Below are 26,007 nucleotides of genomic sequence, written 5' to 3'. Positions count from 1 at the left end.
CTTACATGGTGTCCACCTACGACGAGATCGCCGGCACCCGCCCGCGGATCCGCCGGGACGTGCTCTACACCCAGACCCCCACCGGCGTGCACTTCCACAACGCGCGCGGCGGATTCAGCGTCGTCATGCCGTCCGCCTACCGTTTCGCCACGCTGATGGTCCCGCACCTGACCGGCGACCACACGGTGGCCGCGCTCTGCGAGGGTCTCGGCGACAAGCAGCGCGAGATGGTGGTCCGACTGGTCGGTACGCTCTACGCGCGTGGCTTCGCCCGGGACGCCGTCCCCGCGGACGCCGGCGCGGAGCCGCTGGAGCCGGCCGTCGTCGAGCGCTTCGCCGCACAGGTCGACTACATCGACCACTACACCGACGGGTCGCAGGCCCGTTTCCGGGAGTTCCGGCAGACCCGGGTCGCCGTACTCGGCGACGACGCGGTCGCCCGCTGGGCCGCGCTCAGCCTGATACGCAACGGGTGCGCCGCCGTCGCGGTGCCGCGCTCCATCGACCGCCCGGGCAACGGCTTCGCCGACGTCACCGGCGAGGCCGCGGCGCTGCGGGAGGCCGGCTGCGCCGCCGAGGTCACCCTCCTGGACGCCACCGCGGGCGCCGACCCCGCCGCGTACGGCTGGCAGGACCTCGACGGCTACGACATGGTGCTCGTCACCGGCGCCGAGGCGCCCCGGCGGCTCGCCGCACTCCTCGACGCCGGGATCCCGGCCGGCCGGCTGCTGCTGCCCGCCTGGCCCTTCGGCGACTCCGTCGTGATCGGCCCGCTCATGTCCCGCGGTGCCGCCGGGTGCTGGACGTGCGCCGCGCTGCGGCTCGGCACGAACGGCGAGGCCGGCGCCGCCGCCGACCTGTGGAGCACGCTCGCACCCGGCGGCCCGCGCGACACGGCGGCCCCCGCTGTCGGCGGCCCGCTGGCCGCGATGATCGGCAACCTGCTCGGTTACGAGGTCTTCCGCCGCACCACCGGTGTGCTGCCCGCCGAGACCGAGAACCAGCTGCTGATCCAGCACACCGACTCCCTCGACACCACCGCGGAACCGCTGCTCCCGCACCCGCGCTGCCCGCACTGCGCGACCGCGCCCGGGCAGCAGGAGCGGTCCGAGCAGCCCGAGCGGACGCCGCTGCTGGCCGAACTCCTCCCGGCGCAGGACGCGCCGGCGCCCGGCGCGGTGTCGCCGCTCGGGGGACCCGTCGGGGACGGGGCCGCGGAGGAGGACGCCGCGCAGGCGGCGCTCGCGGAGATCTCCGAGCGGTCGGTGCTGGTACAGCCCAAGACCGGGGTCTTCGCCGCCTACGCCGACGAGGACTGGGCGCAGACGCCGCTCAAGGTCAGCACGGTGGTGCTCGGCACCGGGCACCGGGTGCGGCGCGAGGTGACCGCCTTCGACATCCACCACGTCGCCGGGGCGCGGCTGCGGGCGCTGCAACGCGCCGCCGAGGTCTACGTCGAGCGCGTCGTGCCCGTCCAGCAGGCGCTGTCCGGTGCGGAGTTGGAGGCCGCACGCGGCAAGTGGCGCTCGGTGGAACCGGCCAGGCTGAGCATCGCATCGGGCCTGGGCACCCCCGCCGAGCTGGTCGCCCGATGGTGCCCCGCGACGTCGCTGCTCAGCGGGGAGACGCTGCTGGTGCCCGCGGCGGCGCTGCGGCCCTTCGGCCCGGACAATCAGGCCAGGGTCGTCGAGCCGACCTCCGCGGGTACGGGCGCGGGCGTGACCCCGGCCGCCGCGGTGGCCCGCGGCCTGCGGACCGCGCTCGCCCACGACGTGCTGCGCCGGGCGTTGGCCGGCACCGCGGGCGTCGGGCTGATAGCGCCCGACACGCTGGACGCCGACGACGCCGAGACCACCTTCCTGCTCAGGTCCGCGGGCGGCCTCGAAGCCGACCTGGAGATCCTGGAGTTGGGCGGCGCCCCGCGGGAGAGCGTCCTGCCGGTCGTCCTGGCCAGGACCGCGGACCCGGCGACCGGCAGCCCGCGCTGGGCGCTCGCCGCGGGCCTCAGCCGCCGGGACGCCGTGCTGACCGCGGTGCGCGACCTGCTCGGCGCCGTACAGACCGGCGGCGCCCCCGACCTCGGCGACCCGCTGCTCGCCGACCTCGCGCCCTCCGCCCTGGTCCCGACCGCCGCCCCCGCCGCCCCGGCGGCGCCCACCGACTGGCCGGCCGTGGCGGCCGCCCTGCGCGCCGCGGGCCGCGACGTCCTGACCGCCCCGTCCCACACCCCCGACCTGGCGGCCGGCCGCCTCCACACCACCCGCATCCTCCTGACCACCCCCGAGGCCCACCAGTGACGGCCCCACCCCAGCCACCGCCCGCCCCCACCGGCACGGGTGACGCTGCCGGCACCCCCGCCCCCGCCCCCGCGGCAGCCCGGCCCACGCCGGTGGCCCACACGGCGCCCGGCACCGGCGGTGCTGTCGGCCCATCCCGCCCTGCGCCCGGCACCGGCGCTGCTGGTGCGCCCGGGAGCGGTGGTGCTGCCGGCGCGGCCCGTGCGGCTGCGGGTGGCTCCCGGCCGGGCTCGCTGACCCGCCCGGCGGCCGGCGCTGGTGTGTCCGGCCGCGCGGTCGGGGCCGGCGCCGTGCCGGGCGCCGGTGCTGCTGGTGTGTCCGGCGCTGGGGCCGGGAGCGGTGGTGCTGCCGGCGCGGCCCGTGCGGCTGCGGGTGGCTCCCGGCCGGGCTCGCTGACCCGCCCGGCGGCCGGCGCTGGTGCGCCCGGCCGCGCGGTCGGTGGTCTCCGCATCGCTGCCGGGGGCGGCCATGGCCGGGTCGGGTACGGCGGGACGCTTGGCGATGCCTGCGGGGAGTTGGCCGCGGCGGTGGCCGACGGGTTGCGGTGGTGGGGTGGGGGGCGGGTCGTCGTCGGGGCGCTCGGGGTGCGGGACGAGTTGGGCGCGGACGTGGACGACGGGGACGGGGCCGACGGCGAGGTCGGGGTGTTCCGGTACGGGCACCACGTGCTCGTCGGGCCGTTCGCGCCCGGCGGGGGCACGGCGTGTCCGCGGTGCCTGGCCCGGCGGTGGCAGGGGGTGCGCTCGCGGGCGCTGCGGGAGGCGCTGGAGACCGGCGACGGGACCAGGGCGGCCGGGCGCGGCCCGCACGGCCCGGCCTTCGGCGTGGACGCCGTCGTCGCGCTGGTCGCCGCGCACCGGGAGCAGCCGCCCACCGCGGGGCGGCTGCCGTACGCCTTCCTGCTGGACGCGGAGACGCTCCGCGTCACCCGCTTCGCCTTCGTCCCCGACGCCGAGTGCCCGCGCTGCGGGCTGCGGCCCGCGGACACCGCACCGGAGGCGCGGATCAGCTTCGCGCCCGCGCCCAAGTCCGCCCCCGACGTCTTCAGGGCGCGGCCCGCGGACGACTACGACGTGCCCTTCGAGGCGTTCGTGAACCCGGCGGCCGGGATGCTCGGCCCGTCCGTGGTGCCGGACCTGATCTCGGCGTCGACGTCCTCGACCGTCGGGTCGTTCCTGCTGCGCTCGGGCGACTACCTGCGCGAGTGCTTCTGGGGCGGCCACACCCCGAGCTACCGCTCCAGCGAACGCGTCGGCCTGCTCGAAGGACTTGAGCGCTTCGCGGGGATGCGCCCGCGCGGCAAGCGCACCTCGGTGCTGGCCTCGTACGACGAACTGGCCGCCGCGGAGCGGGTGGTGGACCCGCGGGAGTGCGGGCTGTACTCCGACGACTTCCACCGCGCCGAGCCCGGGGTGCGCCCCTTCGACCCGGCCCGGCCGATCCCCTGGGTGTGGGGCTGGTCCCTGCGCGACCAGCAGCCGCTGCTCGTACCGGAGATCCTGGCGTACTACCACGCGCCCGGCGGACTTGAGCACCGCTTCGTGCAGGAGAGCTCCAACGGCTGCGCGTCCGGCGGCAGTCTGGCCGAGGCCGTCTACTACGGCCTGATGGAGGTCGTCGAGCGCGACGCCTTCCTGCTGGCCTGGTACGGCCGGGCGCCGCTCCCGGAGATCGACGTGAGCGGGACGCGCAGCGCGCACACCCGCGCGATGATCGACCGGCTGGCGATGTACGGCTACCGCGCCCGCTTCTTCGACACCAGGATCAGCTTCCCCATCCCCGTGGTGACCGCCGTTGCCGAGCGGGTCGACGGCGGGCTCGGCCGGCTGTGCTTCGGGGCGGGCGCGGGCCTCGACCCGGAGTCCGCGCTGGCCGCGGGGCTGTGCGAGATCGCCACCGACGCGGTCAACCTGCGCCGCAGGACCGCACGTGACGAGGCCCGGCTGCGCTCCCTGGCCGCGGACTTCGACAAGGTGCTGGTGCTGCACGACCACCCGCTGCTCTACGGCCTGCCGGAGATGGCCACCCACGCCGACTTCCTGCTGCGCACCGACCGCCCGCGGGTCGCGCTCGCGGACCTCCCGGCGACCGGCCCCGGCACCCTGCCGCCGGGCGACGACCTCGGCGACGACGTCCACACCTGCGTCACCGCGGTCACCGGGGCCGGCTTCGACGTCGTCGTGGTCGACCAGACCATGCCCGAGCAGCGCGACCTCGGCTTCCACACCGCGGGGGTGATCGTGCCGGGCCTGCTGCCCATCGACTTCGGCTGGCGCCGGCAGCGCGCCCGCCACCTGCCCAGGACACGTACCGCCCTGCGCGAAGCAGGCCTGCACGACCGCGACCTGACCGCAGCCGACCTCAACCCGGCCCCGCACCCCTTCCCCTGAGCCGGGCCGCCCGGCGCCACCGCACTCACCGCACAGAAAGGACGCACCCATGGGATTCGCCCATGAGTACGCGACCGCCATCGTCCGGCGCGGCAGGTATCCCATGGAGCCGGCCGACTTCGTGCCGGACTGGGCCGACCGGCCGCGCAAGGGCAAGCACTTCCCCGGCGCCGCGGCCTTCCCGCTGCCGCAGGCGGCGGACCTCCCCGCAACGGAGGGGGCGAGCGTGCAGCGCGGCCTGTTCGGGCCGCGCGGCACCGGCGCCTTCACGCTGCCGCTGCTCGCCGGGATGCTCCAGGAGTCCTACGGCCTGGTGGGCCGCAGGCTCGCGGTGCAGGCCAACTCCGACCTGGGCACCCTGCCGATGTACACGCAGGCCAACTGGTCGCGCGGCAGCGCCTCGGGCGGCGGCCTCTACCCGGTGGGCGTGCACTGGGTGGCGGGCCCCTCGGGTCCGCTGACCCCCGGCGTCTACTACTACTCCACGCCCCACCACGACCTGCGCCGACTGCTCGCGGGCGACGCCACGGCCGAGGTGCGTGCGGCGGCCGGCGGTGAACTGGCGGGCTACGACCAGTTCCTGGTCCTCGGCGTGCGCTTCTGGCAGAACGCCTTCAAGTACAACAGCTTCTGCTACCACGTCGTCACGATGGACACCGGCGCCCTGCTGCAGACCTGGCGGATCTGGGCCAGGGCGCACGGGCTGCACATCGGCCCCGCCCTGTGGTTCGACGAGGACCGGCTGGGCCGGCTGCTGGGCCTGGAGCAGGACGAGGAGGGCGTCTTCGCGGTCGTCCCGCTGCGCTGGGAGCGCGACCCGGTGGTCGCGGCCCCCGCGGCGGCGCCGCCGCGGGTGAGCTACGCCGACCAGGAGCGGTCCCGGACGACCATGACCTTCGAGACCGTACTCCGCATGCACGCCGCGACCCTGGAGGGCGCCGCGGACCGGCCGGCCGCCGGGGTCCTGGACAAGGCGCTCGCGCTGCCCGTGCCCGCGGGCGGCGAGCGGACCGCGCTGCCCGCGCCGCGGGAGCTGGACACCGCGGTCGGCACCGCGCTGCGCTCCCGGCGCAGCAGCTTCGGCCGCTTCCAGGCGACCACGGCGCTCCCCGCGGACGCCCTGTCGACGGTGCTGGCCGCGGTGGACGCGGCGGGCACCCTCGACAGCGACGCGGAGAGCGCGGGCGGCGGCACGCTCAGCCGGGCGTACGTCTTCGTCAACCACGTGGCGGGCGTCGCGCCCGGCAGCTACCTCCACGACCGGGCCGACGGCTCGCTGCGGCTGGTCGCGGCCGGCAGCCCGGGGGAGTTCCTGCAGCGCAACTACTTCCTGGCCAACTACAACCTGGAGCAGGCCGCCGCCGTCATCGTGCCCACGGCCAGGACCACCGCGGTGCTCGACGCCGTGGGCGACCGGGGGTACCGGCTGGTCAACGCGGTGATCGGCGGGATCTCGCAGGCCGTCTACACCGCGTCGGCCGCCGCCGGGCTGTCCTGCGGGGTGGCGCTGGGCTTCGACGCGATCTCCTTCACCGAGGAGCTGGCACTCGACGAGACCGGCGAGGTGCCGCTGCTGATCATGATGATCGGCCACGAGCGCCCCCGCCCCGCCGACTTCCGCTACGACATCGCCTGAGCCTCCCGGCAGGGCAGCCCGCGTACACCGAAGGACCGGACCGGACCGTACCGAAGCGAAGGACAGGAAGGAGCGGCATGAGCGTCGACGCCGCCGCGCAGGACACGGGGGACAGCCCGAACAGCTGGCTGCTACACCGCCGCTTCATGCTGCGGGTGGCGGGCCTGCCGGTCGCGGCCGTGCACCGGCTGCGCAGCCCGGACGCCCGGGCGTGGGCCGGCCGGGTGCTGGCCGCCGAAGCGGAACTCGCCTCGATCGGGGCGGAGTTGAACGACCCGCTGACCGTGCTGGTGAAGCAGACCGAGGACGAGGGGCGGCGCAGGGCCGTCCTCGCGCTGCGCCGCCAGGTCTTCAACGACCGGCTGCCCCGCGATGCAGGCGCCGTACGCCGGCTGGCCGCGGAGGTGGGCGGCGGCACCGGCGCTCTGCTGGCCGGGTGGCTGGACGCCCGGCTGCGCCTGGAGGAACTGCGCGGTGCGGGCGGCCCGTTGCTGGCCCGCGAACTCGCCGCGACCCGGACCCGGTTGCGCGACCTGGCGGGTGAGGACCGGCTGCGGCTCGCCCTCGCGCTGGCCTCGCCGACCCTGGACGGCCAGCTGGACGCCTTCGTCGCCGACCGGGCGCCCGTACCGGACAAGCGCACCAGGAAGAAGGAGCGCTCCCTGCTGGCGTACCTGTACAGGACCGCCTGCAAGACCAGCCCGTTCAGCACCTTCACCGCCGTCGCCGAGGGCATCTTCGCCGAGGGCGCCTTCGGCGAGCAGGGACCCGAGGTCGCCACCGGCGGCGGCTGGACCAGCCACCCCCGGCTCAACGTCGTGGTGCTGGCCAGGCTCGCCGAGCTGATCGCCGCGGACGCCGCCCGGCGCGACGACCTGCCGGTCACCCTGTCCGCGGGCTGGGAGCTGGACGAGGACCGCATCCGCTACGTCCGCCGCTCCGTCACCGCCGGCGACGACAGCGCCGCGGTCAGCTTCGACGCGGCCCACGACCGGCTGTTCTTCCTGCGCCACAGCGGCACCCTGGAGCGGCTGACCGCGCTCTTCCGCGACCGCCCGCAGCTGCGGTACGCCGAGCTGACCGGCTGGCTGACCGCCGAGACCGGGGCGAGCGGCGAGCAGGCCGGGCACTATGCGGCGACCCTGCTGGACCTGGAGATCCTGCAGATGACGGGGCTGGCCACCGATGTGCACACCGCGGACCCGCTGGAGTCCTTCCGCGGTGCCCTGCGCGCCCTGGACCGCGGCTGGGCCGACGTCGTCGCCGACCGCCTGGCGGGACCCGCCGCCTGCGTCGAGCGCTTCCGGCACGCCGGTGCCGCCGACCGCCGCGAGCTGCTGGCCGCGTTGCGCCGCGACCTGCTGGAGCTGCAGAAGGACCTCGGCGCCGCCGCGCCCTCGCTGCCGCAGACACTGCTCTACGAGGACGTACGCGAGGAGCAGGTCGCAGCCGACCTCACCGAGTGGACGGAGCTGGCCGCGGCGCCGCTGCACGCGCTCACCGGCATGATGCCCGCCTTCGACGTGGCCTTGCCGCAACGGCTCACCCTCAAGGGCTTCTTCCTGGCCCGCTACGGCCGCGGAGGGCGCTGCGAGGACCTCGTGCGGCTCGTGCACGACTTCCACGAGGACATCTTCACGCAGTATCTGCAGTTCACCTCGCTCAAGTCGCCCTGGGCGGCGGACGGCAGCCACGCGCCGGAGGAGAACTGGCTGGGCATGGCGGAGGTCGCCGCCCTCGACAAGGCCCGCGCCGAGTTCACCGGCCGGATGCGGGAGCTGTGGGCGGCGCACCCGGAGGATGGCGCCGAGATGCGGCTCGGCGAGGACCTGGTGAGCGCGGTGACGGCCGAACTGGCGCCGCTGGGCGGCGCTTTCGCCCCGCACAGCCACTTCCTGCAACTCGCCAGGCGCCCGGCCGACCCGCTGGTGGTGCTCAACAACTCCTACGGCGGACTTTCCTTCCCCTTCACCCGCTTCACGCACTGCTTCGACGAGGTCGCGGCCGGCGGCGGGCACGAGGACGAGGGCGGGCTGAGCGGGCGGCTGCGTGAGACGCTGCGCGAATGGCAGCCGCCCGGCGCGGTCTTCGCCGAGATCACCGCGGGCTCCGCCACCACCAACCTCAACCTGCACGGGCGGCTGACCGACTACGAGATCGTCTGCCCCGGCGAGAGCAGCACCGCACCCGCCGAGGCCAGGATCGACCTGGACGACCTCTACGCCGAGCACGACCAGGACGCCGACCGGCTGGTGCTGCGCTCCCGGCGGCTCGGCGCCGAGGTGATCCCGCTCTACCTCGGCTACCTGGTGCCGATGGTGCTGCCCGAGGTGCCGCGCACCCTGCTGCTGCTCTCGCCGACCTCCCGGGCCTCCTTCGACGTGTGGCGCGGGGTGCCGGAGCAGCCCGCGCGCGACGGGGTCACCGCAAGGCCCCGGGTCCGCTACCGCAGCGTGGTCCTGCACCGCAGGTCCTGGACGGCCGCGCCCGGCGCGCTGCCCGAGCGCGAACCCGGCATGGACGACGCCGGGTTCTACCTGCGGTGGCAGCGCTGGCGCCGCGACCACGGGCTGCCCGACCGGGTGTTCGCCACCCTGCACCGGCAGCGCGACGGCGACGCGGGCGGTTTCGGCGCCGTCTTCGGCGGCTCCAAGCCGCAGTACGTCGACTTCGACAGCCCCCTGTCGCTGATCGCCCTGGACGCGCTGACCGCGGGCGGCAGGACCAGGACGGTCTTCGAGGAGATGCTGCCGGGCGAGGACGAGCTGCATGTGCGCTCCCCGCGCGGCCACCACGTCGCCGAACTGGCCGTGGAAATCGTCCCCCGCGCGGCGGAGCCCGCCGCCGCGGCCCGGCCAGGAAGGCAGGACAGCGCCGTATGACCACCCCAGAGGCGGCCACGGCCGCCGCGGCTCCCGCAACTGGTACGACGGCCACCGTCCCCGGCGTCCCCGACGGGCGCGGCGTCTGGCAGGCCTACCACGTCTTCTACGCCGCGAGCCCCCGCCCTTTCCTGCTGCGCTGCGTGCGCCCGCTGGTCGCGGAACTGACCGGCGAGGGCCTGCTGAGCGGCTGGTTCTTCATCAACTACTGGCTGGAGGGGCCGCACATCAGGCTGCGGCTGCGCCCCTCGTCCCCGGCCGCCGCCTCCGAGGTCGCCTCCCGTACGAGCGACGCGATCGCCGCCTTCCTCAAGGAGCGCCCCGCACTCTACGAGGTCAAGGGCGGCTTCCTCGCCGACCTGTACAACACGCTCTTCGAGCTGGAGTTCCCCGGCGGCGAGCGGGGCGGCCTGGTCGACGAGGACGGCCACATGAAGCTGCGGCCCAACAACACCTTCAGCTCCGAGCCCTATGAGCCCGAGTACGGCAAGTACGGCGGCCCCGCGGGGATCGAGCTGGCCGAGTGGCACTTCCAGCGGTCCAGCGAGCTGGTCTCGGGGGCGCTGGGCACCATGAACCTGCACCTGCGGACCGTCCTGCTCGGCGTGGCGGCCCAGCTGATGATGACCATGTCGGGCTGCCTGCTGCGGGACGACACCGCCCTGCTGGGATTCCTCGACCGTTACCACGAGTTCTGGAACTCGGCCTTCGCCACCACCAACTACACCGCACAGGACGGCTACGACCGCGCCTACGGCACGATGGAGGCGCTGCCCGCGCGCTTCCAGCAGATCCGCGCCGCCGTCGCGGAGCCCGCCCCCGAGCGGCTGCCCAGCTTCCTCGGCGGCTGGGCCGAGCACTGCCTGGACCTGCGCGAGCGGGTCGTGGCGCTGGCCCGCGGCGGCGACCTGGTCTTCCGCTCCTGGGACGGTGAACGCGACCTGCCGGTCACCGACCAGGACCAGGCGCTGCCGATGCTGCTGTCGCCGTATATGCACATGACCAACAACCGGCTGTCGGTCACCGTCCGCGACGAGGCCTTCCTGTCGTATGTGCTCGCCCGCGCGCTGCGCGAGCCCAGGCCCACGGCGGCGCCATGACCGCCGGCGGCCTGCTCGACCTGCGCCCCGCACTGCGGCCCGGCATCCTCGTCGGCCCCGCACTGACCCGCGGCCCCGCCGTGGTGCACCTGCTCAAGGACCCGGTCACCGGCGTGCGGATGGAGGTCGGCGCGAAGGAGCACTTCATCATCACCCGCCTGGACGGCAGCCGTTCGCTCGCCGAGATCGGCACCGAGTACGCCGGGCACTTCGGCGCCCGGCTCGGCGACGCGCAGTGGCAGCAGATGCTGCGGCTGCTGTCCACCCGGCAACTCCTCGACGGCGGGCGGCCGGTGGCCGTACCCCCGCCGGAGGCCGCCCCCCGCAAGGCCGCCTCGGGGCTGCTGAGCGGCAGCACCCGGATGGTCGCCGACGCCCCCGCGCTGATGGACCGGCTGCACCGCGCCACCGCCTTCGCCCGCAGGCCCGCCGTGCTGGTGCCGCTGCTGGTGCTGGCCGCGGCGGTGCCGGTCGCGGTCGCGCTGCGGCTCGGCGACCTCACGGACCAGACCCGGCGGCTCTCCCACCAGCCGGTCACCCTGGCCGCCGCCGGCTGCGTGCTGTGGGTGAGCCTGGGCCTGCACGAACTGGCACACGGCCTGGTCGCCAGGGCGTACGGGCTGCGTGTCGGTGAGATCGGCCTGCGGCGGGTGTGGGGGGTGATGACGTACCTGTACTGCGAGGTCGAGGACGTACAGTTCCTCGACCGGCGCGGCAGGCAGGTCGCGGTCGCCGTCGCGGGCGCGGTGGCCAACCTGCTCTTCCTGCTGCCCTGCTGGCCGGTGTGGGCGCTGCTCCCGGACTCCGCACAGGCCCTCCCCTTCCTCGGCGGCCTGCTGCTGCTCGGCACCGCGATGGCCCTGCTCAACCTGGTGCCGCTGCCCCCGCTCGACGGCTACAAGATCCTCGGCTACGCCCTGGGCACCCTCCGGCTGGCGACCGAGAGCCGCACCTTCCTGACCGTGGCGGCCGCCGCCCTGCGCCCGGCCCGCGCCGGCGCCCCCGACGCCCGGGCGCGGCTGCGCCGCTACCCCGGCCGGCTCCGGCTCGTCCACGGCGCCTTCGCGCTGTGCTGCGCCGCCCTGGCGCTCGCGGTGCTTGCTGGGGCGGGGCTGCTGTGCCGGGCCGTACTGCCCGAGAGCTGGGAGGCGTGGACCTTCTACCTCCCCCTCGCCGTGATTGCCGCCGCCGCGGCGCTGCAACTGCTCGGCCTGCGCTTCGCGGCCCGCAGGGCGGCCGGGACCGCGCCGCCCGCACCTGCGGCGGCCGAGCCGCAGCCGACGCAAACCACCCCGCCCGTACGGCAGTCGGGCACCTCACCACAGCAGCGGGAGAAAGGCGACATGAAACCACAGCCCCGTCCGGCGGGGACCGCCATCGTGCTCGACGGCGTCAGCAAGCGCTACGGCGAGGTGCACGCGCTCGACAACGTGTCGCTGACCGTCGGGCAGGGCGAGTTCTTCGGTGTGCTCGGCCCCAACGGGGCGGGCAAGACCACCCTGGTGGAGATCGTCGAGGGCATGCGCAGGGCCGACTCCGGCACGGTCAGCGTGTTCGGCCTGAGCCCCTGGCCGCGCAACACCGCGCTGCTGCGCAGGATCGGCGTGCAGACCCAGACCTCCGCCTTCTTCACCCGGCTCACCGCATGGGAGCACCTGGAGACCGTCGCCGCGCTCCAGGGCGCCGACCGCGCCGCCGCACGGCACGCGCTGGACCTGGTGGGCCTGGGCGGCAAGGAGCGCAGCCGGGTGGACGACCTGTCAGGCGGCCAGCGCCAGCGGCTCGCGCTGGCGACCGCGCTGGTGCACCAGCCCGACCTGATCTTCCTGGACGAGCCGACCGCCGCACTCGACCCGGAGGCGCGCAGGTCGCTGTGGACGGTGCTGCGCGACCTGCGCGGCGAGGGCCGCACCATCGTCTACACCACCCACTACCTCGACGAGGCCGAGGCGCTGTGCGACCGGGTCGCGATCGTCGCGGCCGGCCGGGTGGTGGCGCTGGACAGCCCGGGCGCGCTCATCAGGTCGATGGCCGCACCCGCCAGGCTGCTGGTGCCCGCAGGGCGGATCACCGTCGAGCAGGCGCGTGCCGTCGAGGGCGCGGAGCGGGTGCTGCTGGAGGGCGGCGAGGTCGTGATCGAGACCCGGCACCCCAACAAGGTCCTGATCGACCTGGCCGCACTGGTCGACATCGACGCGATCCAGACCAGGACGGCGACCCTGGAGGACGCCTACCTGCGGCTCACCGCCACCCCGCCGCCCGCCGCGGCGGACCCGGCAGACACCGCGGCCCCCGCGGTCGGAACGGAGCGCAGCCGATGACCACCGCGACCCCCGCCGAGCCCGCGGCCACCGCGGTCCCCGGCGCGTACGCCACGCTGACCCGGGCGACCTTCCTGGCGTCGGTGCGCGACCGCACCACCGTCTTCTTCACCTTCGCCTTCCCGCTGGTCTTCCTGGTCGTCTTCGGGCTGCTCTTCCGCGGCCAGAAGGTCGACGGCGGCCTGCCGTACATCAACTACGTCGCGCCCGGCGTGCTGTCGTGGGGCGTCGGCAACGCGGCCCTGTTCGGCCCGGCCTTCGCGCTGATGCACTGGCGGCGCGACGACATCCTGCGGCTGATCTGGCGTACGCCCACCCCGCTGCCCACCGTGCTCGGTTCGCGCTTCGTGGTGGCAGTCGGGGTGGGCCTGTCGCAGGCGGTGCTCTTCACCGCGGTGGCGCTGCTGCCCTTCTTCGGCCTGCACCTGGACGGCAGTTGGCCGCTCGCGCTGCCGCTGCTGGTCTTCGGGGTGGCCGCCTTCCTGTCGACGGGCCTGGTCGTCGGCAGCCTCGCCGACACCCCGGAGGCCGTCGCGGCCATCGCCAACTGCGTGATGGTGCCGATGGCCTTCCTGTCCGGCGCCTTCTACCCGGCCGACCTGCTGCCCGGCTGGATACGCACCGCCTCGTGGGTGCTGCCGCTGCGCTACCTGGACGACGGCCTGACCGACGTGCTCGCAGGCCGCGCCTCGTTCGGCTCGCTGGCCCTGGACTGCGGCGGCCTGGCCGCCTTCACCGTCGTCTTCGGGCTGATCGCCGCCCGCATCTTCCGCTGGAGCAACCGGACATGACGACCGACACCGCCGTACGCCCCGGCTCCGCGCCCGAGCCCGCCGCGGCCGAGCCGCTGCCGCTCCAGGCCGCCGGGCGCGACCTCCAAGCACGGCTCGCCGCACGGGCCGCCCGCGAGGGCGCTCCCGCACCCCGGGTCGCCGTCATCGGCGCCGGCGACGTCCTGCGCCGCGAGGACCCGCATGTCGCCGAGCAGCGCGCCGCGGCCACCGTCCACCTCACCGCGGACGCGGTCCTGATCGGCCCCTGGGGCGGCACCCCCGACACCGCTGCGTGCGGCTGCTGCCTGGCCGTCCGCTGGCAGCGGCTGCGCACCCGCACCGAACGCGACGCCCTGGAGACCGGCCTGTCCCACTCCGCCGCGGGCAGCTGGCCGGTCCTGCCCGACTACACCGCCGACGCGGTGTGGGCGCTGTACCGCCTGACGGCGACCGGATCTGCGAGCCCCGCACCGGACCCCGCCTCCGCGGGCGGCGGCGTCGCGCCGGCGGGGGGCCATGTGCCCGGCGCCGGTCCGGCCCCCGCCCGCACGGGTGGCGGCTCCCCGCCCGCGGGGCGCCCGCTGCCCGTCGCCGCTTCGGTCGGCGACGACTCGGTCCCGGTCCGAGTCGGCGGCTTCGCGGCCGCCGGGCGCGCGCTGCCGGCCGCGGGAAGTCCGGTGCCGGGCGTTGCTCCGGCGGGCGGCGGCTCGGTCCCGGTCCGAGTCGGCGGCTTTGCGGCCGCCGGGCGCGCGCTGCCGGCCGCGGGGAGTCCGGTGCCGGGCGTTGCTCCGGCGGGCGGCGACTCGGTCCCGGTCCGAGTCGGCGGCCTCGCGCCCACGGGGCGTCCGCCGCGTGCTGCCGGGAAGCCGGCGCCGGTCGGGAACGGGTCCGGCACCGGCCGTGGCAGCGGCCTCGCGCCCGCCGACGACGCCCTGCCGCGGGTCACGCGGCTCGACCTGGAGACCGGACTGGTCAGTACGGTGCCGCTGCTCGCCGAGCCGCTGTGCCCGCACGCACCGCACGGGCGGGCCGCGGCCGAGCGCGAGGCCTTCCCCGTATCGCGGGAGAAGCCCGCCGCCGACCGCTACCGGCTGCGGGCGCCGGGGGGTTACGACCTGCCCGCCGCCGCGCTGGCCAACCCGGTGTGCGGGGTGCTCGGCGCGGGCACCTGGAGCGACGTCACGTCGCCGACCACCGCACCGGTCGCGGGCAGCGTCTTCATGCGCGGCTACGCGGGCCTGACCGACGTCACCTGGAGCGGGCAGTCCCACTCCTTCGCCGCCAGCCGGGACCTGGCCTTCCTCGAAGGCCTCGAACGCTACGCGGGCACCCACCGCAGGGAGCGCGGCGGCATCGTCACCGACTCCTACGACAACCTCGGCGACGCCGCCCTCGACCCGCGCGACTGCGGGATGTACGCCCCGCAGACCTACCGCGACGACCCGATGATCGCGCCCTTCGACCCGGCACGCCCGATCCCCTGGGTGCGGGGCTGGTCGCTGCGCGACGACCGCCCGGTGCTGGTGCCCGCCCGGCTGGTCTACTACAGCGCCGGCACCGCCGCCGACCACTTCGTCTTCGAGTGCTCCAACGGCTGCGCCACCGGCAGCTGCCTGGAGGAGGCGGTGCTCTTCGGCCTGCTGGAACTGATCGAGCGGGACGCCTTCCTGCTCGCCTGGTACGGCAGCGCCCGGCTCACCGAGATCGACCTCGGCGCGTGCAGCAGCCCGGTGCTGCGCGCCATGACCGACAGGGCCGCGCTGTGCGGCTACGACGTGCACGCCTTCGACAACCGCATCGACCTGTCCGTACCCGTCGTCACGGGCCTGGCCGTGCGCAGGGACGGCGGCCCCGGCACGCTCGCCTTCGCCGCGGGCGCTGCCTTCGACCCGGAGACGGCGGTGGAGGCGGCGGTCTCGGAGATCCTCACGTATCTGCCGCACCTGCCGCGGCAGGTGACCGAGCGTCCGGCGGAACTCGACGCGATGGCCGACGACTTCGGCCTGGTGCGGCGGCTGCCCGACCACGCGGCGCTCTTCGGCCTGCCCCGGATGGCGCGGTACGTGGACAGCTACCTGGAGCCGAAGGACGTCGGCTCGCCCGCGCAGGTCTACGCCGAGTGGGAGGACCGCCGCCCGCGCGGCCTGGACCTGCGTGAGGACATCCTGTGGTGCACCCGGGAGCTGGCGCGGGCCGGCTGCGACGTGATCGTGGTCGACCAGACCGCGCCCGAGCAGCGCGCGATGGGCCTGCGGACGGTGTGCACGATCGCGCCCGGGCTGCTGCCGATCGACTTCGGGTGGGCGCGGCAGCGCGCGCTGACGATGCCGCGGCTGCGCACCGCGCAGCGGCGTGCGGGGATGCGCCCCGACGACCTGCGCGAGTCCGAGGTGCGCCGGGTGCCGCACCCCTTCCCGTGACCGGCACGCAGCCGCGGGCCGGCGCCGGCGCCGGCACGGCAACCGGCCGCCAGGACGACCGCTCCGCGGCCCGCACACAGCGGGCCGCGGAGCGGCGGACGACGGAAGCCCCGTCAGGCGGTGCAGCTGGTGGTGCTGGTGGTGCTGGAGCAGGTGCTGGTGCTGGAGCAGCTGGTCGAGGAGCCGAGCATGACCTCGCTGGCGTCCGAGTAGTCGGTGATCTCGAAGGTCTCGGACTCCAGCTCCAGGATCTCCTGGGCCAGCGACGCGAGCGGCGTGTCCTGCTTGGTGATCGCCATGGTGACTCCCTCTTCTCGGCAGGGGACGCGGCCCGGAACGGGCCGGCCGACCCTTTTCTACGCGCGTCCACTGACCGATCACCCGTCCGCCCGCTGTCACTCCGCTGGCACACCGACAGGAGCGCCCGATGACCCGGCAGGCCGCACCAGAGCGCGTGCCCGTACCGGAAGCCGTGCCGCCCGCCGTCCTGGCCTCGGCCGCAGAGCTGTACGTGGCCCTGCACCGCGACCCGGAGCTGTCCGGTGCCGAGGAGCGCACCGCGGCCCGTTTCGCCGCCGCGCTGCGGACCTCGGGCCTGGAAGTGACCGCGGGCGTCGGCGGGCACGGCGTGGTCGGCGTCCTGCGCAACGGCCCGGGACCGGTCGTGATGGTCCGCGCGGAACTCGACGCGCTCCCGGTCCGCGAGGACACCGGGCTGCCCTACGCCAGCGAGGCCACCGCGCCCGGCCCGGACGGGCGGACCGTGCCCGTGATGCACGCGTGCGGCCACGACGCGCACCTGGCCGCGCTGTCGGGCGCCGCCGCCGCGCTCAAGGCGGGGGCGGACGGCTGGCGCGGCACCCTGGTGGCCGTCGGGCAGCCCGCGGAGGAGACGCTGAACGGGGCGGCGGCGATGCTCGCCGACGGGCTCTACGGGCGCTTCCCCGTGCCCTCGCACGTGCTGGCCCAGCACGTGGTGCCGCTGCCCGCCGGCATGGTCGCGCACGCGCAGGGGCCGCTGCTCGCGGGCAGTACGACGCTGGAAGTGGTGCTGCACGGCAGGGGCGGGCACGCGGCGGCGCCGCAGCTGGCCGCCGACCCGGTGATCACCGCGGCCGCGGTGGTGCTGCGGCTGCAGACCGTGGTCTCCCGCGAGACCGGCCCGGGGGAGCCGCTGGTGGTCACCGTCGGCGCGCTGCGGGCAGGCACACCGGGCAGCGGCAACGTCATCGCCGACCGGGCCGCGCTGGAGGTCACCGTCCGCTCCTTCACCGCCGCGGGCCTGGACCGGGCGGTGGCGGCCGTACGGCGGATCGTGCGCGCCGAGGCGGCGGCGGGACCCGAGCCCGCGCCCCCGGAGCCCGAGGTGCGGGTGCTGTCGCGCTCGCTGCCCACCGTGCCGGACCCGGCGGCGACCGAGGCCGTACGGCAGGCGCACCTGGCGGCCTTCGGGCCGCAGCGGGTGGCGCGCTGGCAGCCGTCGATGGCCACCGAGGACGTCGCGCTGTACGGGGACGCGGGCCGCGACCTGCACGGCGTCTCCGGCGTCCGGACGGCGTACTGGATGTTCGGCGGCACAGGCCCGCGGCAGTGGGCGGCGGCGGGCGGCCCCGGCGCGGACGCCGCCGCACGCCTGGCGGCCCTCCCGGCCAACCACTCGCCGCACTTCGCCCCGCACCCGCGGCTGACGCTGGAGACGGGCGTGGCGGCGATGACGGCCGCGGTGCGGGCGGCCCTGGCGATGGCCTAGGGTTTGCGGACACGCCCCAGGGCCGGCCCCATGGCCGCCGCCGGGGCGGCGGGCAGCAGGGCAGGGCGATTGGCGCAGCCGCCGAAGGGTGACCTGGTGAGACTGAGGCTGGAATTCACGACCGAGCCGTTCGACCTGGACGAGCCGCCCCGCCATGCGGTGGTGGCCAGGGAGGTCGTGGAGGACGGCACGCTGGACGCGGTCGACGTGGGGCCTTTCGGCAACACCGCGGAGGGCTCGGCCGACGCGGTCGTCGCGGCTGTCGCCGAGCTGCTGCGGCGCACCCTGGCCGCCGGTGCCACCCGGGTCTCGCTCCAGGTCAGCGCACTGGGGGAGGACGAGCGATGACCGCGCCCCCCGGGGTGCCGCACCCCTTCGCGGACGCCGTCAAGCCGCTTGTGGACGCGATGGGCGGCGAGATGGTCGCCCCCGGGCAGGCGCGCGGCGACGACGTGGTGCTCAGCTGGGAGGGCGAGCCGGTGGTCGCGGTGCGGCTGCCGCACCTGGCCGACTCCCTGGACCACCTGCTGGCCGACCTGCAGCGCAGGCACGGGCCGCTGCCCGCGCTCGGGCGCAAGGAGAAGCAGCAGGTGGTGCGGATCCTGGAGGAGCGCGGCGCCTTCTCGGTGCGGCACGGCGTGGAGACCGTCGCCTCGGCGCTCGGCGTCAGCCGCTTCACCGTCTACAACTACCTGAACAGGGAGAACGCGGCCCGCGACGACGGCTGACCGGCACCGCCCGCAGGCCGTGTAACCAGAAGTTTTCAACAAACTGTTGACGTTTGCGGCCCGCCGCTCCTAGCGTGCGAGTGTGACTTCCAGCCCACTCCCGGGTCTGTCCCGGCTCAACGCGGCCGCCGCGCCCGCCGCCGCCGCCCTGCTGCACGAGGTGTGCAGCAGCACGGCCTGGGGCGCCGCGGTGGCCGCACGGCGGCCCTACGAACGGGTCGAGGACCTCTTCGCGGCGAGCGACGCGGCCATGGCCGCACTGACCCCCGCCGACCTGCGCGAGGCGATGGCCGGGCACCCGCCGATCGGCCGCCCCACCCCGGGCGACGCCACGTCCGCCCGCGAACAGGGCGGCGTCGCCCAGGACGAGCGCGCGGAACTGCTCGACCTGGGCCTGGCCTACCAGGAGCGGCACGGGCACGTCTTCCTGATCTGCGCCACCGGCGCGACCGGCGCCGGGATCAAGGCCGCGCTCGAAGCGCGGATCGGCAACGACGAGGACACGGAACGCGAGATCGTCCGCACCGAACTGGGAAAGATCAACCGGATCAGGCTCGGCAGGCTCGCGGAGAGCGCGCAGGAGGACCCGTCATGACGTCCGTGTCCACCCACATCCTCGACACCAGCTCCGGCCGCCCGGCCGGCGGAGTGCCCGTCTCCCTGGCGGTCCGCAGCGGCCCCGCCGCGCCCTGGACCCCGCACGGGCGCTCCACCACCGACGCGGACGGCCGCTGCAAGGACCTGCCCGCGCTGCCGGAGGCCACCACCCACGTACGGCTGCACTTCGACGTGGAGCCGTACTTCGCACCCCACGCCATCCATCCAGCCCAACCAGCCGAGGCCCAGCAGGACGCCCCCCGCACGGACCACGGTCCAAGGGACAGCGGAGCCTTCTTCCCCGAGGTCGCGGTGGTCTTCGCCGTCACCCCGGGCGAGCACTTCCACGTACCGCTGCTGCTCAACCCGTTCGGCTACTCCGTATACCGAGGGAGCTAGCGCCATGACCACCATGCTCGGCCAGAACCAGTACGGCAAGGCGGAGAACCGCGTCGTGCGGGTCACCCGCGACGGCGGCACCCATCACATCAAGGACCTCAACGTCTCGGTCGCGCTGTCCGGCGACATGGACGAGGTCCACCTGTCCGGGTCGAACGCCAACGTGCTGCCTACCGACACCACCAAGAACACCGTCTTCGCCTTCGCCAAGGAGTACGGCATCGACTCCGCCGAGGCCTTCGGCGTCCACCTCGCGCGGCACTTCGTGACCAGCCAGCAGCCCATACACCGCGCCCGGATACGGATCGAGGAGTACGCGTGGGAGCGCATCCCGGTCGCCGACACCGGCCGCGGCGAGCACTCCTTCGTCCGCAAGGGCCAGGAGACCCGCACCACCGAGGTCGCCTACGACGGCGAGCGGTGGCAGGTGATCTCCGGGCTGGCCGGCCTGGTCGTGCTCAACTCCACCGACTCCGAGTTCTGGGGCTTCGTCAAGGACGGCTACACCACCTTGCAGGAGACCACCGACCGCATCCTGGCCACCGAGGTCAACGCCCGCTGGCGGTTCGCCTGGACCGGCGGCCCCGGCCAGGACGCCCCGGACTGGGAGGCGTCCTACGCGGCGGTGCGCGGCGACCTGCTGGGCGCCTTCGCCGAGACGTACTCGCTCTCGCTGCAGCAGAGCCTGTTCGCGATGGGCTCGCGGGTCATCGACAACAGCGCGGCGCTCGCCGCCGTCGACGAGGTGCGGCTGTCGCTGCCGAACAAGCACCACTTCCTCGCCGACCTGGCGCCCTTCGGCCTGAAGAACGACAACGAGGTCTACCTCGCCGCCGACCGCCCCTACGGGCTGATCGAGGGCACGGTGCTGCGCGACGGCGCCGAGGCCCGCATCCCGGTGACGGACTGAGAGGGGCAGCGCCAATGACCGAGCGCATCGTCATCGAGAACTGCGCCGTCGCCACCGTGGACGCAGCGGGCACCGAGTACGCCGGCGGGCACGTCGTCGTCGCGGGCAACGTCATCGAGTCGGTAGGCGCGGGGCCCGCGCCCGCGGACCTGGCCGGCGTGGTCCGGCGCGTCGACGGCACCGGGCACCTGGCCACCCCCGGCCTGGTCAACACCCACCACCACTTCTACCAGTGGCTCACCCGGGGCCTGGCCCAGGACAGCAACCTCTTCGACTGGCTGGTCGAGCTGTACCCGGTGTGGGCGCGGATCGACGAGGACATCGTCCACGCGGGCGCCGCCGGGTCGCTGGCGATGATGGCCCGCGGCGGCGTCACCACCGCCATGGACCACCACTACGTCTTCCCGCGCGGCACCGGCGACCTGCTCGGCGCCGAGATCAGGGCCGCCGCCGAGGTCGGGGTGCGCTTCACCGCCGCCCGCGGCTCGATGGACCGCGGCAAGAGCGACGGCGGGCTGCCGCCGGACTTCGCGGTGGAGACCACAGAAGGCGCGCTGCTGGCGACCGAGGCCGCCATCGACGCTCACCACGACGCCTCCTTCGGCTCGATGCTGCACATCGCCGTCGCGCCCTGCTCGCCCTTCTCGGTGTCCACAGAACTGCTGCGGGAGGCCGCGCTGCTGGCCCGCCGCAAGGGTGTACGCCTGCACACCCACGGCAGCGAGACGGTGGAGGAGGAGAAGTTCTGCCACGAGCTGTTCGGCATGGGCCCCACCGACTACTTCGAGTCCACCGGCTGGCTCGGCGACGACGTGTGGATGGCGCACTGCGTCCACATGAACGACTCCGACATCGCCGCCTTCGCCCGCACCGGTACGGGCGTCGCCCACTGCCCGTCGTCCAACGCCCGGCTCGCGGCCGGCATCGCCCGGGTGCCCGACATGCTCGCGGCCGGCGTCCCGGTGGGACTCGGCGTGGACGGCACCGCGTCCAACGAGTCGGGCGAGCTGCACACCGAGTTGCGCAACGCGCTGCTCATCAACCGGCTCGGCGGCGGCGAGAAGGCGATGACCGCCCGGCAGGCGCTGCGCCTGGGCACCTACGGCGGCGCCCAGGTCCTCGGCAGGGCCGCCGAGATCGGCTCGCTGGAGCCCGGCAAGCTCGCCGACCTGGTGCTGTGGAAGCTCGACGGGCTCGGGCACGCCTCGATCGCCGACCCGGTGGCCGCCCTGGTCATGGGCGCCGCGGCCCCGGTCACCCTCTCCCTGGTCAACGGCCGACCGGTCGTGGAGCACGGCCGGTTGACCAGGATCGACGAGGACGAGACCGCCCGCCTCACGCGCACCCAGGCGCGCAGGCTGGCCGAACGCGCGGGCCTGGCCTGAGGCCGCCCGCCGCAGCGGCCGGTCGGGGAGGGACGGCCCCCGACCGGTAGCCGTGCCCCAGGGCACGGCGCCACCGCCCCGGACCGCGGACAGCCGCGGTCCGGGGCGGTGTCCGGTCCGCGTTCAGTCCGCGAGCTGCCGGTAGGCGGGCAGCGTCAGGAAGTCCACGTACTCGGCGTCCAGCGCGGTCTGCAGCAGCAGGTCGTACGCCTCGGTCCACTTGCCCGCCGCGTAGATGTCCTCGCCGGCCTCCGCGCGGATCGCCGCGATCTCGTCGGCCGCGACCCGGCGCACCAGTTCGGGGGTGGCCTTCTCGCCGTTGTCGAAGACGACACCGGTGTTGGTCCACTGCCAGATCTGCGAGCGGGAGATCTCCGCGGTGGCCGCGTCCTCCATCAGGTTGAAGATCGCGACCGCGCCCGTGCCGCGCAGCCACGCCTCGATGTAGCGGATGCCGACCTGCACGGCGTTGCGCAGCCCCTCGTAGGTCGGACGGGCGTCCAGCGAGGCGATGTCGATCAGCTCGGCCGCGGTCACGTGCACGTCCTCGCGCAACCGGTCCTTCTGGTGCGGGCGTTCGCCGAGCACCGCGTCGAAGGAGGCCTGCGCGATCGGCACCAGGTCCGGGTGGGCGACCCACGAGCCGTCGAAACCGTCCGCGGCCTCGCGGTCCTTGTCCGCCTTGACCTTCTCGAAGGCCACCCGGTTGACCTCGGCGTCCCTGCGCGAGGGGATGAAGGCGGCCATGCCGCCGACGGCGTGTGCGCCGCGCCTGTGGCAGGTGCGCACCAGCAGTTCGGTGTAGGCGCGCATGAAGGGCGCGGTCATGGTGACCGCGTTGCGGTCCGGCAGCACGAACCGCGCCCCGCCGTCGCGGAAGTTCTTCACGATCGAGAACAGGTAGTCCCAGCGGCCCGCGTTCAGCCCGGAGGCGTGGTCGCGCAGCTCGTAGAGGATCTCGTCCATCTCGTACGCGGCGGTGATCGTCTCGATCAGCACGGTGGCCCGCACGGTGCCCTGCGGGATGCCGAGCCGGTCCTGCGCGAAGACGAACACCTCGTTCCACAGCCGGGCTTCGAGGTACGACTCGGTCTTGGGCAGGTAGAAGTACGGGCCCTTGCCGAGGTCGATCAGCCGCTGCGCGTTGTGGAAGAAGTACAGCCCGAAGTCGACAAGGCCGCCCGGCATCCGCTCGCCGTCCACCGTCAGGTGCCGCTCGTCCAGATGCCAGCCGCGCGGCCGCATCACCACCGTCGCGAGGGTCTCGGCCGGGCCGAGCGCGTACGTCTTGCCCTCGGGGGAGGTGAAGTCGATCCTGCGCTCGTAGGCGTCGATCAGGTTGATCTGGCCGCCGATGACGTTCTCCCAGGTGGGGGCGGAGGCGTCCTCGAAGTCGGCGAGCCAGATCCGGGCGCCCGAATTCAGCGCGTTGATCGTCATCTTTCGGTCGGTGGGGCCGGTGATCTCCACCCGGCGGTCGTCCAGCGCGGCCGGGGCGGGTGCCACCCGCCAGCTGTCGTCTGCGCGGATGCGCGCGGTCTCCGGGCGGAAGTCCAGGGTCGCGGTGCGGGCGATCTCCGCGCGGCGCTCGGCGCGCAGCGCCAGCAGTTCCGCGCGCCGGGGCGCGAAACGGCGGTGCAGCTCGGCGAGGAAGTCCAGCGCACCGGGGGTCAGCACCTCCTCCTCGCGCGGCACGTGGTGGCCGGCCGCGGTGGTGACGACTGCGGCGGACGAGGCGGCGGGCGGCGGTGTCGGTGCGGACATGCGGTGATTCCTCCAGAGCGGGTCGGCGTCCGCCGGCGGTCTACGGGGTGCCCGCTGCGGGGGTACGCGTGCAGGTGGCACGCGGTGCCCGGCCGTCGCGAGCTGCGGGCGCTTCTGCAAGGTGGAGCATAGTTTTCGCAGTGCGGAAGTTCAACGTTTTGTGGCACGCGGTGCAGTGGCCGTCAGAAGCCGCAGGTCGGCGGGGGTGTCGATATCCGCGGGGTCCGCGACGTCCGAGCAGTCCACCAGCAGCGTCTGCCCCGCGTGCTCGCGCAGATACGTGCGCGCGCCGCGGTCCTCGCCCGCGCTGCCCGCCACCCCCGCCCAGCGGGCCGCCCCCACCAGCACCGGGTGGCCGCGGCGCTCGCCGTACGCGGCCGACACCAGCGCCGACAGCAGGTCGTCGGTCGCCCGGGCCGCGGCGATCACCCGCGCCACCGCCGCCGCGCCCACCCCCGGCTGGTCGACCAGGGCGATCACCACCGCTGCCGGGCGGTGCCCGGCCGCGGACAGCGACGCCAGGCCCGCACGCAGCGACGAGCCCATGCCCTCGGGCCACAGCGGGTTGTCCACCAGGACGCAGCCGGGCAGCTGCGCGGCGGCCCGCACCTCGTCCGCAGCCGCGCCCAGCACCACGTGCACCGTCGCGCAGCCGCCGTCCTTCAGCGCGCCCGCCGCATGCTCCACCAGCGGGTGCCCGCCGTACGGCAGCAGCGCCTTCGGCCGCCCCCCGAGCCGCCGCCCCCCGCCCGCCGCCAGCAGCAGCCCCGCCACCTCGCCCTTGACGTCCATGCGTCCTGCTTACCCGCTGATGGCCCGCAGCGGAACAGGTCGCGGGCCGGTCGGCGTGTTCCGGTATCGTCTGCATGTCCGGGTAGGCCCGAGGAACGGGGACTGATGGGCGCTCAGCACACCGGGCACGCGGGGCACCCCGGGCGGCTCTACCAGCCGCCCGCCCCTGACGACCCGGCTGCCGTCGGCGGCCACCGCATCGCCGCCAGGCTCGGCGTCGGCGCCCTCGGCCCGGTCTACCTCGCCTACGCGCCCGACGGCAGGCCCGTCGCCCTCACGGCGGTACGCCCCGAGCTGGCCGCCAGGTCCGGCTTCGCCGCGGCTTTCGAGCACGACGTGCAGGCGGTGCGGCGGGTGCACGGACCGTACACCGTGCCCGTGCTCGGCAGCGGCCACGACGGTACGCGCTACTGGCTCGCCGCCGCGTACGTGCCCGCGCTCACCCTGCACGCGGCCGTCTCCGACACCGGGCGGCCCCTTCCCGTCCCCGTCGTGCTGCGCCTGGTCGCAGGCGTCGCCGAGGCGCTGCGCGCCGTCCACCACGCCGGGGTCGTGCACGCCGGGCTCGGCCCCGGCACGGTGCTGCTCGCCGCGGACGGGCCGCGTGTGACCGGTTACGGCGTCACCCGCGCCGCCGCCGACGCGCCCGGCATCCCCGCTTTCTCCTCGCCGGAGCAAGCCGCGGACAAGGCCCCCGCCCCGGCCACCGACGTCTTCGCCCTCGGCCAGCTCGCCGCCTACGCGGCCATCGGCGTCCCGCCCTTCGCCACCCGCGCACTCCACGAGGAGCCCGACCTCTCGGAACTCCCCGGGGAGCTGCGCGAGATCGTCACCCGCTGCCTGATCAAGGACCCGGCCCTGCGTCCGTCCCCTTCCCAGGTCATAGGGATGTGCACCCAAGCCACCCACCACCGCCCCCCCACCCCCTGGCTCCCCACCCCCCTCCAAACCCTCCTGACCCTCCCCCCACCCCTCCCCGCGCCCCCCACAACCTGGCCCCAACCCACCCCGCTCCCGCCCCCGCCGCCCCCGGTGGGCACTCCGGCGGGGGCGGGAGGCGTCCCGGGTGCGGCTGCGCCGGGTGCGACGCCTGCGGGTGGGGTGCATGTGCCTGCGGCGCCGGGTCCGCATCCGGCTGCGCCGGGGGGGCCTGTGCCTGCGGGGGGCGGGGTCCCGGGTGCGGCTGCGCCGGTGGTGCCTGCTGCGGCCGGCACGCATCCGGTTGCGCCGGTGCCGCCTCCGGCGGGGGCTGGGCTGCCGCTGCCGGGTGAAGCGGTGCATGGGGCGCCCGCGGTGCCGGGTGCGCATCCGGCTGTGCCGGGGGGTCCTGTGCCTACGGGAGGCGTCCCGGGTGCGGCTGCGCCGGGTGCGACGCCTGCGGGTGGGGTGCGTCTGCCTGCGGCGCCGGCTGGGGTGCCGGGTGCGCCGGCGCCGTCAGGCTCGGATGTGCCCCCTGCTGCGGGCGGGGCCCCGGGCGGCGCGGCTGCGCAGGTACTGGCGGGGGCAACTCCTCCGGGCGCGGTGCAGATGCCACCGGCGCCGATTGGAAGCCGGGGGTCGTACCCGGCTGCGGGCGGGATTCCGGGCGCGACGCCTCCCGGTGGGGTGCCGGTGCCAGCGGCGGGAGGCGGGGCGCTCGGTGCGGCTGCGGTGCCGGCCGCGCAGGCCAACTCGCCGGTCCGTCCGGGGCCAGCCCCGGGTGCTGCCCCTCCGGGCGGCGTGACGTCGGCGTACCCGGGGCGGAGAAGGTGGGGGAAAGTCGTGGTCGGGGGGTGGGTTGCCGTGGGGGTCGTGGTTGTTGGGGTTGTCGGGGTTCTGGCCTTCGGGGGGCGGGGGGACGGGGGCGACGTAGCGCGTGGCGGC

The 26,007-nt window shown here is 75.3% G+C and carries 18 protein-coding genes and 1 pseudogene; 16 read left to right on the top strand and 3 right to left on the bottom strand.

Annotated elements, in window-relative coordinates; genetic code table 11:
• The first annotated feature begins 5 nt into the window (after window positions 1–5).
• The 8 genes from JT723_RS35900 (at window position 6) to JT723_RS22405 (ending at window position 15,819) form a co-directional block, all read left to right on the top strand.
• Entirely contained in the window at window positions 6–2,297 is a 2,292-nt protein-coding gene (locus JT723_RS35900) for a TOMM precursor leader peptide-binding protein (protein WP_205046602.1), read from the top strand.
• A gap of 527 nt (window positions 2,298–2,824) precedes the next feature.
• On the top strand, window positions 2,825–4,687 hold the full coding sequence (locus JT723_RS22440) for a TOMM precursor leader peptide-binding protein (protein ID WP_251513502.1): 1,863 nt from the start codon (window positions 2,825–2,827) through the stop codon (window positions 4,685–4,687).
• 49 nt (window positions 4,688–4,736) lie between these two features.
• A complete protein-coding gene (locus JT723_RS22435) occupies window positions 4,737–6,323 on the top strand; it encodes a nitroreductase family protein (protein ID WP_205046538.1) in 1,587 nt (528 codons plus the stop codon).
• Window positions 6,324–6,400: 77 nt separating this feature from the next.
• Window positions 6,401–9,205 (top strand): lantibiotic dehydratase, encoded by a 2,805-nt coding sequence (locus JT723_RS22430; RefSeq protein WP_205046537.1) that lies wholly within the window; start codon window positions 6,401–6,403, stop codon window positions 9,203–9,205.
• Window positions 9,202–10,305: a lantibiotic dehydratase C-terminal domain-containing protein gene (locus JT723_RS22425; RefSeq protein ID WP_205046536.1), complete on the top strand. Its 1,104-nt coding sequence runs from the start codon at window positions 9,202–9,204 to the stop codon at window positions 10,303–10,305. Before JT723_RS22430 ends, JT723_RS22425 begins: the two co-directional genes overlap by 4 nt.
• 1,343 nt (window positions 10,306–11,648) lie before the next feature.
• A complete protein-coding gene (locus tag JT723_RS22415) occupies window positions 11,649–12,626 on the top strand; it encodes an ABC transporter ATP-binding protein (RefSeq protein ID WP_205046600.1) in 978 nt (325 codons plus the stop codon).
• The gene (locus JT723_RS22410) at window positions 12,623–13,417 is read left to right on the top strand and encodes an ABC transporter permease (RefSeq protein ID WP_205046535.1); all 795 of its coding nucleotides are present in this window, start codon (window positions 12,623–12,625) and stop codon (window positions 13,415–13,417) included. Before JT723_RS22415 ends, JT723_RS22410 begins: the two co-directional genes overlap by 4 nt.
• A complete protein-coding gene (locus JT723_RS22405; protein WP_240166020.1) occupies window positions 13,414–15,819 on the top strand; it encodes a TOMM precursor leader peptide-binding protein in 2,406 nt (801 codons plus the stop codon). The genes JT723_RS22410 and JT723_RS22405 overlap by 4 nt, the downstream gene beginning before the upstream one ends.
• A gap of 113 nt (window positions 15,820–15,932) precedes the next feature.
• Here JT723_RS22405 and JT723_RS22400 read toward each other — a convergent pair whose 3' ends face one another.
• Window positions 15,933–16,118, bottom strand: a complete 186-nt coding sequence (locus tag JT723_RS22400) for a thiazolylpeptide-type bacteriocin (protein ID WP_033175763.1) — start codon at window positions 16,116–16,118, stop codon at window positions 15,933–15,935.
• 128 nt (window positions 16,119–16,246) lie between these two features.
• On the opposite strand from JT723_RS22400, the gene JT723_RS22395 reads away from it, so the two are divergent.
• The 7 genes from JT723_RS22395 (at window position 16,247) to JT723_RS22365 (ending at window position 21,588) form a co-directional block, all read left to right on the top strand.
• The gene (locus tag JT723_RS22395) at window positions 16,247–17,569 is read left to right on the top strand and encodes an amidohydrolase (protein ID WP_205046534.1); all 1,323 of its coding nucleotides are present in this window, start codon (window positions 16,247–16,249) and stop codon (window positions 17,567–17,569) included.
• Window positions 17,570–17,665: 96 nt separating this feature from the next.
• The gene (locus tag JT723_RS22390; RefSeq protein WP_205046533.1) at window positions 17,666–17,917 is read left to right on the top strand and encodes a hypothetical protein; all 252 of its coding nucleotides are present in this window, start codon (window positions 17,666–17,668) and stop codon (window positions 17,915–17,917) included.
• Window positions 17,914–18,297: a helix-turn-helix domain-containing protein gene (locus JT723_RS22385; protein WP_205046532.1), complete on the top strand. Its 384-nt coding sequence runs from the start codon at window positions 17,914–17,916 to the stop codon at window positions 18,295–18,297. Before JT723_RS22390 ends, JT723_RS22385 begins: the two co-directional genes overlap by 4 nt.
• Window positions 18,298–18,379: 82 nt before the next feature.
• Window positions 18,380–18,892: a 2-oxo-4-hydroxy-4-carboxy-5-ureidoimidazoline decarboxylase gene (gene uraD / locus JT723_RS22380; protein ID WP_205046531.1), complete on the top strand. Its 513-nt coding sequence runs from the start codon at window positions 18,380–18,382 to the stop codon at window positions 18,890–18,892.
• Window positions 18,889–19,293, top strand: a complete 405-nt coding sequence (uraH, locus tag JT723_RS22375; protein WP_205046530.1) for a hydroxyisourate hydrolase — start codon at window positions 18,889–18,891, stop codon at window positions 19,291–19,293. Before uraD ends, uraH begins: the two co-directional genes overlap by 4 nt.
• 4 nt (window positions 19,294–19,297) lie before the next feature.
• Window positions 19,298–20,203: a factor-independent urate hydroxylase gene (pucL, locus tag JT723_RS22370; RefSeq protein WP_205046529.1), complete on the top strand. Its 906-nt coding sequence runs from the start codon at window positions 19,298–19,300 to the stop codon at window positions 20,201–20,203.
• 14 nt (window positions 20,204–20,217) lie between these two features.
• A complete protein-coding gene (locus JT723_RS22365; RefSeq protein ID WP_205046528.1) occupies window positions 20,218–21,588 on the top strand; it encodes an 8-oxoguanine deaminase in 1,371 nt (456 codons plus the stop codon).
• 123 nt (window positions 21,589–21,711) lie between these two features.
• Here the strand turns inward: JT723_RS22365 and aceB are convergent, their stop codons facing one another.
• The gene (aceB, locus tag JT723_RS22360) at window positions 21,712–23,352 is read right to left on the bottom strand and encodes a malate synthase A (protein ID WP_205046527.1); all 1,641 of its coding nucleotides are present in this window, start codon (window positions 23,350–23,352) and stop codon (window positions 21,712–21,714) included.
• Window positions 23,353–23,502: 150 nt separating this feature from the next.
• Window positions 23,503–24,144, bottom strand: coding sequence for a nucleotidyltransferase family protein (locus JT723_RS22355; protein ID WP_205046526.1), 642 nt, complete (start codon window positions 24,142–24,144; stop codon window positions 23,503–23,505).
• Here JT723_RS22355 and JT723_RS36230 point away from each other — a divergent pair.
• Window positions 24,031–25,017, top strand: a pseudogene (locus JT723_RS36230) (serine/threonine-protein kinase); the annotation flags it as partial. The gene JT723_RS22355 and the pseudogene JT723_RS36230 sit on opposite strands and share 114 nt — an antisense overlap.
• Between the last annotated feature and the right edge of the window lie 990 nt (window positions 25,018–26,007).

Origin of the sequence: Actinacidiphila bryophytorum (genome assembly GCF_016916835.1) — a bacterium.
GTDB lineage: Bacteria > Actinomycetota > Actinomycetes > Streptomycetales > Streptomycetaceae > Actinacidiphila > Actinacidiphila bryophytorum.
Note: the sequence above shows the minus strand (reverse complement) of the source record. Positions and strands in the feature narration are given on the sequence as shown.